The following is a 12,938-nucleotide window of genomic DNA, read 5'->3' on the forward strand; positions in this document are numbered from 1 at the left end:
TCCGGTCGCCACCGGCTACGATCCCCGCCATGACCGTCCATCTCCCCCGGCTCCGCGACGCCGACCCCGCCAACCGCGCCCGTTACGGCGGCAAGGGCGCCAGCCTCGCCGCACTCGTTCGCGCCTCCTTCGATGTCCCCGACGGCTTCATCATCCCCGTCGATGTCGCCGCGCAGCTCCGCGGCGCCCCGGCCGGATGGCCCGCCGACCTCCGCCGCGAGCTCCTCGCTCGCCTCGCGGCCCTTTCCCCCGATTACGAGCCCGTCGCCGTCCGCTCCTCTGCCGCCGACGAAGACGGCGCCGCTGCCTCCTTCGCCGGCCAGCACGAGACGGTCCTCGGCGTCCGCGGCGGCGATGCCTTCCTCGATGCCGTCGCCCGCTGCCTCGCGTCCGCCCACTCCGAATCCGCCCGCGCCTACCGCGAAGCCGCCGGCGCCGCCCCTGGAGCGCAGATGGCCGTCGTCGTCCAGCGCATGGTCCCCGCCGTCGCCGCCGGCGTCGCCTTCTCCATCGACCCCGTCACCGGCAACCGCGACCACGTCGTCGTCGAAGCCGTCCAGGGCCTCGGCGACGCCCTCGTCTCCGGCCAGGCCGAGGGCCAGCGGTACGTCATCCACCGGGGCTCCCTCGCCATCCTCGAACGGCCCGAAGGCCCTGCCGTCCTGTCCGATGCCCAGCTCGCCGCCATCGTCCGCGCCGCCCTCCGCGCCGAGGACCTCTTCGGCGCGCCGCAGGACATCGAGTTCGCCATCGACGACCGCGGCGCCCTCTGGCTCCTCCAGTCCCGCCCCATCACCACCGCAGCGGCGACCGCCCCGAAACCCGATGGCCTCGGCGGCTGGTACAACGAATTCGACACCCCCACCTCCGACGCCGACCTCTGGACCAGCGCCAACGTCCAGGAGATCCTCCCCGGCCTCCTGACCCCGCTCACCATCACCACCTTCAACGAGACGGTCCCCCGCGCCTACACCGAGGACTACCACGAACTCGGGCTCCTCGCCCGCGACGAGAACCCCATCTTCATGGGCTGCTTCTACAACCGCGCCTTCCTCAATATGGAGGCGACCCGCCTCGTCGCCTCCCGCGTCCTCGGTTTCCGGGAAGGCGCCCTCGAGCAGCAGTACCTCGGCGGCCCCATCGAAGACGGCTGGCGGACGCCCCTCCCGCGCTTCACCACCTGGCGCCGCCGCCTCCTCACCGCGCCCCGCATGCTCCGCCTCATGGCCACGCTCGACAAACAGGCCGACCGCGCCGAGCGCGCTGTCTTCGATGCTGAACGGAAGGTCCGCGCCGTCGACCCCTACGCCCTCTCCTCTGCCGAACTCCAGCGCTACCGCGAGCGGATTCTCGATTTCGCGGCCCGCATCTCGCGCGTCCATCTCCGCGTCACCGGCGTCGCCGGCGCCGGCTACGACAACGTCCTCGCGCTCGTCCGGCCCGTCCTCGGGGACGAAGCCGAAGGCCGCGTGCCTACCCTCTTCACCGGCCTGCCCGGCGTCGAAAGCGCCCGCATCAGCCTCGACCTCTGGGAGCTCTCCCGCGTCGCCATCGAGACCGGCATCGCCGGCCGCTTCCGCGAACCCGGCTTCGACCCCCGCGACCCCGCCCTTCCTGCCCCCTGGCAGCAGCGCTACACCGCCTTCATCGAGCGCCACGGCCACCGCGGCCTCCACGAAATGGAGGTCGCCGCGAAGACCTGGCGGTGGGACCCGGCCCCGGTCGTCGCGATGGTCGCCTCCTACCTCGATATCGACCCCGACCACGCGCCTCCTGCCGTCCTCGCCCGCCAGGAGGCCGAACGCCTCGCCCTCACCCGCGAAATCGACGCCCGCCTCGGGTTCGCGCAGCGCCGCATCTTTCGCTGGCTCCTGCCCCGCGCCCAGGGGTGGGTCGCCCTCCGCGAGCGCACCAAGTCCATCCTCGTGCGCGCCGCGCGCCTCGGCGATTGGCACCTCGCCGCCATCCAGGCCCGTCTCCTAGACCTCGGCGTCATCCGCGAGCCCGACGACATCTTCTTCCTCTCCCACGAAGAGCTCTCGAATGTCCTCGCAAACGGCCTCCGCGTCGACCTCTCCGCACGCGTCCTCGCCCGCCGCCGCGAGTACGAGCGCAACCGCCACGTCATCCTCCCCGAGCGGTTCCGCGGTCGCCCGGTCCCCCTGCCCCCCGCCGAAGCCGGCCATGCCGGCGATGTCCTGAAGGGCACGCCGGTCAGCCCCGGCCGCGTCACCGGGCGCGCCCGCGTCATCCTCGACCCCCAGGTCGACGGCCCGCTCCAGCCCGGCGAAATCCTCGTCGCGCCCGTCACCGATGCCGGCTGGACGCCGCTCTTCGCGCTTGCCGCCGGCCTCGTCGTCGACATGGGGAGCGCCCTCAGCCACGGCAGCACCGTCGCCCGCGAGTACGGCCTCCCTGCCGTCGTCAACGTCCGCCAGGGCACCACCCGCATCCGCACCGGCGACCTCATCGCCATCGACGGCATCGCCGGCACCGTCACCATCCTCGAAGAGCCGCCTGCCGCCTGACCAGCCCAGGGCGCCGCTACCGGAAGAGCGGCCGCACCCCGCACCGCCCGGTCACCGTATCGAAGCATGGGTCGGGGCCTGCGTACTTTCCCAGCAGCCGCAGGCCCGCGGCCTCCCGGGCATCCAGCAGCATGCGGAACGCGGCGAGTTCCTCGTCAGTGAGGAGTTCGCCGCGCCAGATCTTCGCCACGCATTCCGCGCCGAACCGTTCGAACAGCGCCCGGTACATGCTCGCATTCTCGGGACGCAGGCGCTGCGCCGCAACGCGCCCGGCCGCACCCGGGCAGCTCAGCTGCCCCCGGCCGCCTCGCCCGACCCGGCCGCGACGGGCTCCTCAATATCCCAGCGCGCGGGCACCGGCAGGTACTGCACCGCGCCCTCGCCCACTTCGCGCACGATCGCATCCCACGCCGGGACGTCCCACTCGCTGACGAACGTGTACGAGCAGCCCCGGCGGCCCGCCCGCGCCGTCCGCCCGATCCGGTGGATGTACTCCTCCGGGTTCTGCGGCACGTCGTAGTTCACCACGTCCTCAATGTCCGGGATGTCCAGCCCGCGCGCCGCGACATTCGTCGCCACCAGGAACTCCAGCCGGCCCGCCCGGAAATCGGCCATCACCCGGTCCCGCTGCGACTGCCGCAGGTCGCCGTGGATCGCCTGGGCCGGCACCCCGGCCGCGTTCAGCGCCGCTTTCAGCCGGTCAACCCCCACCTTCGTATTGCAGAAGATGAGCGTCCGCCCGAGCCCGCGCATCTCGTACAGGTACTGCAGCGCCCGCAGCTTGTCCCGCTCCGCAACCTCGCAGTAGTACTGCTCGACCCCTTCCGCCGTCCGCTGCTCCGGGTCGACCGCCACCCGCTCGGCGTTCCGCATGTACCGCCACACCAGCCGGCCGATGCTCTCCGGCATCGTCGCGCTGAACAGCGCGGTCTGCCGGTCCTTCGGCGCGTGCCGCAGGATGTAGTCGATATCCCGCGCAAACCCGATGTCGAGCATCTGGTCCGCCTCGTCCAGCACCACGAATCGCACCTTCGCCAGCGAAAGCGTCCCCCGCTTGATGTGGTCGATCACCCGCCCCGGGGTCCCGACCACCACGTGGACACCCTTCGACAGCCGCTCGATGTCCGTTTGCACCCGGCTTCCGCCCGTCAGCGCCCAGGCCGTAAAGCCGTAAAAAAGCGCGAGATGGTCCATCACCTCGCGCACCTGCTTCGCCAGCTCGCGCGTCGGCACGAGCACAATCGCCTGCACCTCGCGGGCCTCCGGGTCGATGGTCCGCGCGAGCGGCAGCCCGAACGCCAGCGTCTTCCCGGTCCCCGTCTGCGCCAGCCCCACGACGTCGCTGCCGGCGAACAGCCGGGGCATCGCCTCGCGCTGGATCGGCGTCGGCTCCGTAAAGCCCAGCGCCGCAATCGCCTCCAGCCCGGTCGCATCGACGCCCAGCGCGCGGAACGCCTCCGAAATCGGAGCCAGCGCCGGCGGGCGGCCCTGCCGCCCATCACCGGGAGCAGCCTGCGCCGCACCAGTGCCGCGCCCGCGCCGTCGGCGCCTCCGCCGCGACGGTGCGCTGCCGGCCTGCGCCTCGCCCTGCGCCGGAGTCGCAGGTGCCGTCGGGGCCGGAGCCTGCTGCGACGGTGCACGCTCTGCCGCCGGGACGGATGCCGCAGCTCGGCCGTTCGTGCTCGCCAGCCGGCTCGGGCGCCGCGCCCCTGGCGATGCCCCGCGCGCAGCCGGCTCGCGGACCGCCGGAGCGGCAGGTTCGGCCGCATGGCCGTTCTGCGAATGAAGGGAATGGATGGTCGGAGAGGGGGCGCCCTCCTCCCCGGCAGTCCGCCGGAAAGGGCGCGCAATCGTGTCGATCAGCCTGGTCAGTTTCACGTCCTGTTCTTCGCCGCCGGCTCGTTCTCTCCCCGCGGGGAATCCGGCGGAATACGTCGCGTCAATGAAAATAAAGACATCCGCTGCGGCCCCTGCCAGCTCCCGGGCTCACCCGGCGGGCCGCACACAACGTGACGTACTTCCAGTGTAGCACGTCATATCGTTCGACATTCGTGCGCCGCCTCCCCAAAATCCCCTCCATGCCCTACGAACACATCGCGACCGAACTCTCCGACGGCATTCTCACCATCACCCTCGACCGCCCAGAGCAGCTCAACGCCTTCACGGCCACTATGCAGCGCGAGCTCATCGCCGCATTCGACGAAGCCGACGCCGACGACGCCGTCCGCGTCATCGTCGTCACCGGCCGCGGCCGCGCCTTCTGCGCCGGCGCCGACCTCTCCGCCGGGCCCTCCACCTTCGATGCCGGCGCCCGCGGCCGCCCGACCGATATCCGCGAGTACCGCGACGGCGGCGGCATGGTCACCCTCCGCATCTTCGAACTGAAGAAGCCCATCATCGCCGCGATCAACGGCCCGGCGGTCGGCGTTGGCGTGACCATGACGCTCGCCATGGATGTCCGCCTCGCCAGCGAAAACGCCCGCTTCGGCTTCGTCTTTGCCCGGCGCGGCATCGTCCCCGAGGCCGCCAGCTCCTGGTTCCTCCCCCGCGCCGTCGGCATCCAGCAGGCGATGGAGTGGGTGGCCACCGGCCGCGTCTTCGACGCCCAGGAGGCGCTCCGCGGCCGCCTCGTCCGCTCCGTCCACCCGCCCGAGGAGCTGCTGCCCGCCGCCTATGCCCTCGCCCGCGAAATCGCCGACAACACCTCGGCCGTCTCCGTCGCGCTCAGTCGCCAGCTGATGTGGCGCGGGCTCGTCGCCGACCACCCGATGAAGGCCCACATGGCCGACTCCCGCGGCATCCTCATCATGGGCGCCAGCCCCGACGTCAAAGAGGGCGTCGCCGCCTTCCTCGAAAAGCGCCGGCCGAACTTCACCATGTCCGTCTCGAAGGACCTGCCCGACCTCTTCCCCTTCTACAAAACCCCCGAATTCGAATAACCCACCCGTCCCGGCGGCAAGCCGGGAGCGGCGCCATTCAGCTCGCCGCTCCCGGTTCCCCTGCTCCCTCATTCCTCCTCCCTCGGCGGTGCGGGAGGGCCGTGCGGGGCTCCCTCCTCCCTCCTCCCTTCCCGGGGCCGGGCGGTCGGGGCGGGCCTCCCTCCTCCCTCATCCCTGCTCCCCGCTCCCTCCTCCCCGCAGCCTCCCCAGCCGCCGGCGCAGCGCCTCCATCCCGTACTCCCCGCTCCCCGGCCGCACCAGCCCCCGCTCCGCCAGCGCCACCACCTCCTCCATCAGCGCCAGCGCCCCGGGGCGGTCCCCAAGCCGCCGCTCCCGCAGCTTCGCCAGCTCCACGTACGGCGCCACCCGCCGCGACCGCGGTTCCCCAATCAGCCGCTCCCAGCACGCCGCCGCCTGCTCCCACGCCCCTGCTTTCTGGTAGGCCCGCGCCGCCTGCTCCAGCGCCTCCAGCCGCTCCGCCCGCGGCAGCCCCTGCGCGATGGCCGCCTCGTACCGGGCCGCCGCCTCCAGCCAGTCGCCCGCGTACGCTGCCGCCCGCGCCGCCTGCAGCGGCCGGCCCGGGTCATCGCACGATGACCCCAAATGCGCCGCCAGCGCCACCAGCGAGAGCACGTCCCACGCGTTATGCCGCAGCACCGGCAGGATGTGCGTCGGGTCGCCCGTGCGCGCGAACCACCGGTACCGCTCCGGAACCTCCGCCGACGGACAGTCGTCCTCCCGCTCGAACCCCAGGAGCTCCCGCTCCACCACCGCCAGCCGGTGCGAGCTGAACGCCCCTTTGAAGAGGCGCCGGTTTGGGTGGAGCAGGTCGAGGTGCGGCAGGTCGCGCAGCCGCGGCCGCATCCGCGCGAGCACGTACCGCGTCTCCAGCGCCGGGATATCAAACGCCTTGCCGTTGTAGCTCACGAGCCCGCCCGCCTCCTCCAGCTCTTCCCCGAGCCCGCCGAGCAGCCCGCCCTCGTACTCCGGACCCGGCAGCAAATACTGCCGCAGCCGCAGCTCCGTCCCCTCGAACCGCGCCACGCCGCAGAGGAACACCATCGTCCCGGCGCCCCCCAGCCCGGTCGTCTCCGTGTCCACGAACCGCAGCCGCGCGGGCTCCAGCTCCGCCAGCCGCGCATCGCGCACCTGCTGTGCCAGCCGCCCGAGCGGCAGCGCAAGCGCCCGCCGGAGCGGCACGTCACCGTGGTAATGCCCGGCATCGTACACGCTCTCGATGACGTACCCCGGCCCCAGCGGCGTCTCGAACCACCGGCCCCCCAGCCGCGAGAGGTCGGCCCGCTCCGTCACGCTCCGGTCGAACGCCCCGGTATCCCGCCGGACCGGCTGGTGCAGCGCAGCCCGGAGCCGCTCCCGCAGCCCCTGCGCATCCCGTTCGAACATGTGTGCGAGCGTAGCCCCGCAGGCACGCTCCGCGCAATTACGTTCGCTGCCGCGCCGAGACCGCCCGCGCGCAGGCCCACCGGAATAGCTCGCCCGCCGTCGGGTAGGGGTGGATCGTCCCGGCCACCTGCCGGTCCGTGAGCCCGTGCTGGATGGCAAGGCAGGCTTCGCCGGCCAGCGTGCTCGCCCGCGCGCAGAGGAAGTGCGCCCCGAGCAGCGCGCCCGTCTCCGCGTCGACCACCACCTTCGCGAAGCCCTCAACCTGCCCCGTCGTCCGGAACCAGTCGAGCTCCCGCGCGGCGAGCATCCCCGTCGCCACCGCCAGCCCCCGCTCCCGCGCCTGCGCCTCCGTCATCCCTGCGTGCCCAATTTCCGGGTCGGTGAAGATCGCCCACGGCACAATCGCGTCCGGGATCGGTTCGCACACGCCCTCGGCGATGTGCTTTGCGATGTGGTGCGCCTGGTACGCCGCGTAGTGCGTGAACTGGAACTTTCCCGTCACGTCGCCCGCCGCCCAGGTTCCCGGCACGCTCGTCCGCCCGCACGGCTCGATCGCGATGAACCCCCGGCTGTCGCGCGCCAGCCCGAGTTCGGCCAGCCCCTCCGGGATCACCGGCTTCCGGCCCGCCGCGACCAGCACGTCATCGACCACGAACCGGCCGTCGGCCGTCTCGAGCGCCACCGTGCCGTCCGCGAGCCGCTCCGCCCGCGTGAGCTTCGCGCCGGTGACGACCCGGATGCCCTCCGCCTCGAAGATCCGCTGCAGCTCCAGCGAGACCTCCGGCTCCTCGGTCGCGGCGACCCGGTCAAGCCCCTCGAACAGCGTTACCTCGCTCCCGAGCCGGTGGAGCGCCTGCCCCAGCTCCAGCCCGATCGGCCCCCCGCCGATGACCGCCAGGCGGCGCGGCAGCTGCGCAACCCGGAAGATCGTCCGGTTCGTCAGCGGGCGGGCCTCGGCGAGCCCCGGTACCGGCGGCAGCCCCGGCTCCGTGCCCGTCGCGACCACCACGTCCGGCGCAATCAGCACGTCATCGCCGACCGCCACCCGGCCCGGTGCGAGGAATCGCGCCTCGCCCCAGTACAGGTCCACCCCGTCCCGGTCGAAGCCGCCGCCCGGGTCGTTTCCGCGCACCAGCAGCTGCACGGCGTGCACCCGCGCCAGCGCCTCGTTCCACGAAATCGGGTGGCGGCGCGCCTCCCGCGCAATCTCGATCAGCGCCTTGCTCGGCACGCAGCCGTCGTTCAGGCACTCACCGCCGAGGTGCGCCTTCTCCACCAGCGCCACCTTCCTGCCCTGCCGCCCGAGCGTGCGGGCGATGTTGTCGCCCGCCGCACCGTTGCCGATGACGACCAGCTCGTACTGCCGCTCAATTCCAGCCACAGGCCTGCTCCCCAGAACGGATTCTGCCGGCGCACCATCCCGCCGGCCGCCCCCAGCCTACCACCCGCTCCCCGCTCCCTGCTCCCTGTTCCCCGCTCCCTGCTCAGTACGCCCGGGGCAGCGGCGTCGGAGTCCGCGTCGGCGGACGGGGCGTCGGCGTGGGCGTCGGCGTCCACGTCGGGGTCGGCGTAATGGTCGGCGTCGGCGTCACCGTCGGCGTGTTCGTCGGCGTCGGGGTCTCCGTCGGGGTTGCCGTGGCTGTCGGCGGGGCCGACGTCCCCCCGGCGCCCCGTCCGCTGCCCGGGAACCAGAGCGGCCCGTCCGAAAGCGGCGTCCCGGGCGGGATCTTGAAGTCGAGATACTGCTCCGGGTTCACCGGCGTGTCCTGCCACCTGATCTCGAAGTGCAGGTGCTCCCCGGTCGAAAACCCCGAGCTCCCGGAAATCCCCAGCACCACGTCGTTGTTCACCGCCTCGCCCGGCTTCACCAGCACCTGGCTCAGGTGGGCATACAGCGTCGACCACCCGTCGCCGCAGTCGACGACCACGTGGTACCCGTACGCAGAGGAGTAGTCGGTCGCCGCAACCGTGCCCGTGCACGCGCTGTACACCGGCGACCGGCTCAGCCCATCGAGCGCGAGGTCGATCCCGCCGTGGATGCGCCCCGGTCCCCGGTTCGTCGCCCCGTACCGGTCGGTGACCCTGCTCCACGCCCGCAGCGGCAGCTGGAACCGGCTTGCGGCTGCCTGCGCCACCTCCGTCCCCGGCAGCGTGTTCGAGGCCGGCGCCGCCACCGCGCCCTCGTCCGTGTGGGCCGCCGGCGCCGGCGTCGGCGATGGCCCGTGCGGTCCGCCCCGCGCCTCGCCCGGCAGGGCGATGACCCCCGCGGCTGCCGGCCCGGTCCCATCGGTGTCCGCCTCGCTCCCCTGCGGCTGGCGCGCAGTAACCACCGCTGCCACGCTTGCCGCCAGCGTGCCTGCCAGCATCACCCGCGCGGCGTGCGACACCCGCATCGGCAGCCGTACGCGAACGTTCATCCCTCTCAAACATCGGCCGTCTGCCTGCCCGCCCACACCCCCGCCCGCCTTGACTCCCCCTCCATCCCGTACACTGGCGTCATGCCCGCCGACCTGCGCGAACGGTTCGAAACCGAGCGCCGCCGCACCGCCTTCCTCTCCTTCCTCGCCGGCGCCGGCATCGGCATCATCGTCTTCGATACGTGGGTCTCCCACTGGCTCGGCATCCCCGGCGGCCTCGCCGTCGGTGCGCTCGCGTACGGCGTCACCTACGGCTACGACACCCTCATGTGGCGGCACCGCCATGGCCGATGAGCTCTCCCACCTCGACGAACGCGGCGCCGCCCGCATGGTCGACGTCTCCGGCAAGCCCGAAACCGCCCGCGAAGCCACCGCCGAGGCGCTCGTCGTCATGCAGCCGGCCACCCTCCGCCTCATCCTCGACGGTGCGGTCCCGAAGGGTGACGTCATCGCAACCGCCCGCATCGCCGGCATCATGGCCGCCAAGCGCACCCCCGACCTCATCCCCCTCTGCCATCCGCTGCCCATCACCGGCGTCACCGTCGATATCGAGCCCGCCGACGACCGCACCCTCCGCATCTGGGCGACCGTCCGCACCACCGGCCGCACCGGCGTCGAAATGGAGGCCCTCACGGCCGCCAGCGTCGCCGCCCTTACCGTCTACGACATGTGCAAGGCCGCCGAAAAAGGCATCCGCATCGAAGGTGTCCGCCTCCTCGAGAAGCTCGGGGGCAAGAGCGGCCGCTGGACGGCAGAGCCCCCGCCTCAGCCGCCGTCCCGGTAGAGCCCCCGCTCCTCGATGAACGCCGCCACCGCGTCCGGCACCAGGTACCGGATCGGCCTCCCCATCCGCACCCGCTCCCGGATGAGCGTCGAGCTCACCTCCAGCCGCGGCATCTCCACCCGTTCGAAGCCCGCCGGCGCCGGCGCCCCCGCCTTCTCCGCCACCACGACCCGCGCCATCTGCCGGATCCGCTCCGGCGCCCGCCAGTTCGGCAGGTCGGCCGCGGCGTCGCTCCCCAGCACCAGCACCAGCTCCCGCCACCCCTCCGCGTGCAGCTCCTCGAGCGTCTCGACCGTATAGCTCGGCCCGGGGCGGAGCGTCTCCCGCGCGTCCACCGCGAAGGCCGGGTTCCCGGCGACCGCCAGCCTCGTCATCTCCAGCCGGAGCGCCGCCGGGGTCACCCTTCGCCCTGCCCCGCCGCCCGCCCGGGCGTTCTCCGGCGTCGGCGTCCCCGTCTTCCGGTACGGGTCCCCCGCCGGGATAAACAGCACCCGGCTGCAGCCGAACTGCCAGCGCGCGCACTCCGCCAGCACCAGGTGCCCGAGGTGGGGCGGGTCGAACGTGCCGCCGACAATCAGGAGCGGTCCTCCGGCCACGCCGGCAGTCTCCCCCGGGGGCGCCCCGGCGGCAACCGTTAGCACTCATTGACAGGGAGTGCTAATATACGGCTCGCAGACCACACACCCCTCCGAAGAGGTACCCATGGCAAAGCAGCTGCTCTTCGACGAAGAAGCACGTCACTCCCTGAAGCGCGGCATCGACGCCCTCGCCGATGCCGTCAAGATCACCCTCGGGCCCAAGGGCCGCAACGTCGTCCTCGATAAGAAGTTCGGCGCACCCACCATCACCAACGACGGCGTCACCATCGCCAAGGACATCGAGCTCGAGGACCCCTTCGAGAACATCGGCGCCCAGCTGGCCAAGGAGATCGCCTCCAAGACCAACGACATCGCCGGTGACGGCACCACCACCGCCACCGTCCTCGGCCAGGCGATCGTCCAGGAAGGCCTGAAGAACGTCGCTGCCGGCGCCAACCCCATGGCCCTCAAGCGCGGCCTCGAAGCCGGCGCCGCCGCCCTCGTCGAAGCCATCAAGAAGAACAGCATCAAGGTCACCGAGCGCGCCCAGATGGCGCAGGTCGCCACCATCTCCGCCAACAACGACCCCGCCATCGGCGAACTCATCGGCGAGTGCATGGAGAAGGTCGGCAAGGACGGCGTCATCACCGTCGAAGAGTCCAAGTCGATCCAGACCGAAGTCGAGTACGTCGACGGCATGGCCTTCGACCGCGGCTACATCTCCCCCTACTTCGTCACCAACCCCGAGCGGATGGAAGCCGTCGTCGAAGACCCCTACATCCTGATCACCGACAAGAAGCTCTCCTCCGTCCAGGAGATCCTCCCCGTCCTCGAGCGCATCCTCCAGGTCACCAAGAACCTCGTCATCATCTGCGGTGACCTCGAAGGCGAAGCCCTCGCCACCCTCGCCGTCAACAAGCTCCGCGGCACCCTCAACGTCCTCGCCGTCAAGGCCCCCGGCTTCGGCGACCGCCAGAAGGATAACCTCGGCGACATCGCCGTCCTGACCGGCGGCCAGGTCATCTCCGAAGAGATCGGCCGCACCCTCGAAAGCGTCGACATCAGCGACCTCGGCCGCGCCCGCCGCGTCGTCTCCACCAAGGAGGAGACCACCATCATCGAGGGCAAGGGCAAGAAGAAGGACATCGACGCCCGCATTGCCCAGATCCGCGCCATCCTCGAGGAAGCCAAGAGCGACTGGGACCGCGAGAAGGCCCAGGAGCGCCTCGGCAAGCTCGCCGGCTCCGTCGCCGTCATCAAGGTCGGCGCCGCCACCGAAGTCGAGCTCAAGGAGAAGAAGCACCGCGTCGAGGACGCCCTCAGCGCCACCCGCGCCGCCGTCGAAGAAGGCATCGTGCCCGGCGGCGGTGTCGCCCTCCTCAACGCCGCTCCCGCCCTCGATAAGCTGAAGCTCGAAGGCGATGAGGCCACCGGCGTCCGCATCCTCCGCCGCGCCCTCGAAGAGCCCCTCCGCCGCATCGCTATCAACGCCGGCAAGGACGGCTCCGTCATCGTCGAAGAGGTCAAGAAGCTCCCCAAGGGCCACGGCTACGACGCCGCGAAGGACGAGTTCGGCGACATGGTCGCCAGGGGCATCATCGACCCGGCCAAGGTCACCCGCTCCGCGATCGAGAACGCCGTCTCCATCGCGGCCATGGTCCTCACCACCAACTGCCTCGTCACCGAAAAGCCCGAGAAGGAGCAGAATCCGACCCCGCCGCCCATGTACTAACCGGCGGCAGCTCCCCGGGAATCGCCCGGCAATCCCCGAGGGGGTGGCACGGCTCCAGCCGGACCACCCCCTCATCCATCGAGAACCCCAGCGGAGGCTCCCATGCGCACCGAAAACGGGATCGATGTCGATATCCAGGCGATTGAGCGGATCCTCGCCGAAGGTGACCTCATCACCATCGGCTTCTCCCTCTTCCCCCTCCGCCTCCTCGTCGATACCCGGGAGAACGAACATGACGGCCAGTGGGCCGGCATCGTCGAGCCCGTCGCCTCCGTCCAGGAGCGCTACCTCTGGCTTGGCAAGCACCGCGGCTCCTTCGGCCCGCCCCGCGCCTTCGCCTTCTTCGTCTGGCCCAAGACGGTCCGCAACCTCGTCGAGCGCGGCACGCTCGGCATCCTCCGCTCCCGCCTCCACGGCGATGCCCTCCGCCGCTTCGACGAGGCGGTCGCGCAGGCCCTCGAACTCGAGCGCGAAGCGATGAAGGAAGCCTGCCGCGGCTCCCGCGCCTGGCCCGCTATCTGGGAGGCTCAACCGCGCGCCTGACCCTGCCGATCAT

General features: G+C 71.7%; 12 protein-coding genes. 6 read left to right on the plus strand and 6 right to left on the minus strand.

The features are described from left to right. Positions 1 to 29 precede the first annotated feature (29 nt). On the plus strand, positions 30 to 2,528 hold the full coding sequence (locus Tbon_RS08390; RefSeq protein WP_158067276.1) for a PEP/pyruvate-binding domain-containing protein: 2,499 nt from the start codon (positions 30 to 32) through the stop codon (positions 2,526 to 2,528). Between the two features lie 16 nt (positions 2,529 to 2,544). Here the strand turns inward: Tbon_RS08390 and Tbon_RS08395 are convergent, their stop codons facing one another. Together Tbon_RS08395 and Tbon_RS08400 are read right to left on the minus strand one after the other, a co-directional pair. Beyond that, positions 2,545 to 2,757, minus strand: coding sequence for a hypothetical protein (locus tag Tbon_RS08395; RefSeq protein ID WP_158067277.1), 213 nt, complete (start codon positions 2,755 to 2,757; stop codon positions 2,545 to 2,547). A 59-nt stretch (positions 2,758 to 2,816) separates the two neighbouring features. After that, complete coding sequence (locus tag Tbon_RS08400; protein WP_158067278.1) at positions 2,817 to 4,406, minus strand: DEAD/DEAH box helicase; 1,590 nt, start codon at positions 4,404 to 4,406, stop codon at positions 2,817 to 2,819. Positions 4,407 to 4,606: 200 nt separating this feature from the next. On the opposite strand from Tbon_RS08400, the gene Tbon_RS08405 reads away from it, so the two are divergent. Next, positions 4,607 to 5,467, plus strand: a complete 861-nt coding sequence (locus Tbon_RS08405; RefSeq protein WP_158067279.1) for a crotonase/enoyl-CoA hydratase family protein — start codon at positions 4,607 to 4,609, stop codon at positions 5,465 to 5,467. A gap of 168 nt (positions 5,468 to 5,635) precedes the next feature. Here Tbon_RS08405 and Tbon_RS08410 read toward each other — a convergent pair whose 3' ends face one another. The 3 genes from Tbon_RS08410 to Tbon_RS08420 form a co-directional block, all read right to left on the minus strand. Further along, complete coding sequence (locus tag Tbon_RS08410) at positions 5,636 to 6,871, minus strand: ribonuclease H-like domain-containing protein (RefSeq protein WP_158067280.1); 1,236 nt, start codon at positions 6,869 to 6,871, stop codon at positions 5,636 to 5,638. Positions 6,872 to 6,908: 37 nt separating this feature from the next. Further along, positions 6,909 to 8,252: a dihydrolipoyl dehydrogenase family protein gene (locus tag Tbon_RS08415; protein ID WP_158067281.1), complete on the minus strand. Its 1,344-nt coding sequence runs from the start codon at positions 8,250 to 8,252 to the stop codon at positions 6,909 to 6,911. A gap of 103 nt (positions 8,253 to 8,355) precedes the next feature. Then, the gene (locus Tbon_RS08420; protein ID WP_158067282.1) at positions 8,356 to 9,288 is read right to left on the minus strand and encodes a M23 family metallopeptidase; all 933 of its coding nucleotides are present in this window, start codon (positions 9,286 to 9,288) and stop codon (positions 8,356 to 8,358) included. Positions 9,289 to 9,369: 81 nt separating this feature from the next. On the opposite strand from Tbon_RS08420, the gene Tbon_RS08425 reads away from it, so the two are divergent. Further along, the gene (locus Tbon_RS08425) at positions 9,370 to 9,582 is read left to right on the plus strand and encodes a hypothetical protein (protein WP_158067283.1); all 213 of its coding nucleotides are present in this window, start codon (positions 9,370 to 9,372) and stop codon (positions 9,580 to 9,582) included. Continuing rightward, positions 9,572 to 10,072, plus strand: a complete 501-nt coding sequence (gene moaC, locus Tbon_RS08430) for a cyclic pyranopterin monophosphate synthase MoaC (RefSeq protein ID WP_158067284.1) — start codon at positions 9,572 to 9,574, stop codon at positions 10,070 to 10,072. The genes Tbon_RS08425 and moaC overlap by 11 nt, the downstream gene beginning before the upstream one ends. On the opposite strand, the gene nadD is transcribed toward moaC, so the two are convergent. Further along, complete coding sequence (nadD, locus tag Tbon_RS08435; protein ID WP_158067285.1) at positions 10,054 to 10,668, minus strand: nicotinate-nucleotide adenylyltransferase; 615 nt, start codon at positions 10,666 to 10,668, stop codon at positions 10,054 to 10,056. The genes moaC and nadD overlap by 19 nt on opposite strands. 106 nt (positions 10,669 to 10,774) lie before the next feature. Between nadD and groL the strand changes: the two genes are divergently transcribed. Together groL and Tbon_RS08445 are read left to right on the plus strand one after the other, a co-directional pair. After that, a complete protein-coding gene (groL, locus tag Tbon_RS08440; protein WP_158067286.1) occupies positions 10,775 to 12,382 on the plus strand; it encodes a chaperonin GroEL in 1,608 nt (535 codons plus the stop codon). 102 nt (positions 12,383 to 12,484) lie between these two features. Then, positions 12,485 to 12,925, plus strand: coding sequence for a hypothetical protein (locus Tbon_RS08445; protein ID WP_158067287.1), 441 nt, complete (start codon positions 12,485 to 12,487; stop codon positions 12,923 to 12,925). The last annotated feature ends 13 nt before the right edge of the window (positions 12,926 to 12,938 follow it).

It is taken from the genome of Tepidiforma bonchosmolovskayae, from assembly GCF_008838325.1.
Classification (GTDB): domain Bacteria; phylum Chloroflexota; class Dehalococcoidia; order Tepidiformales; family Tepidiformaceae; genus Tepidiforma; species Tepidiforma bonchosmolovskayae.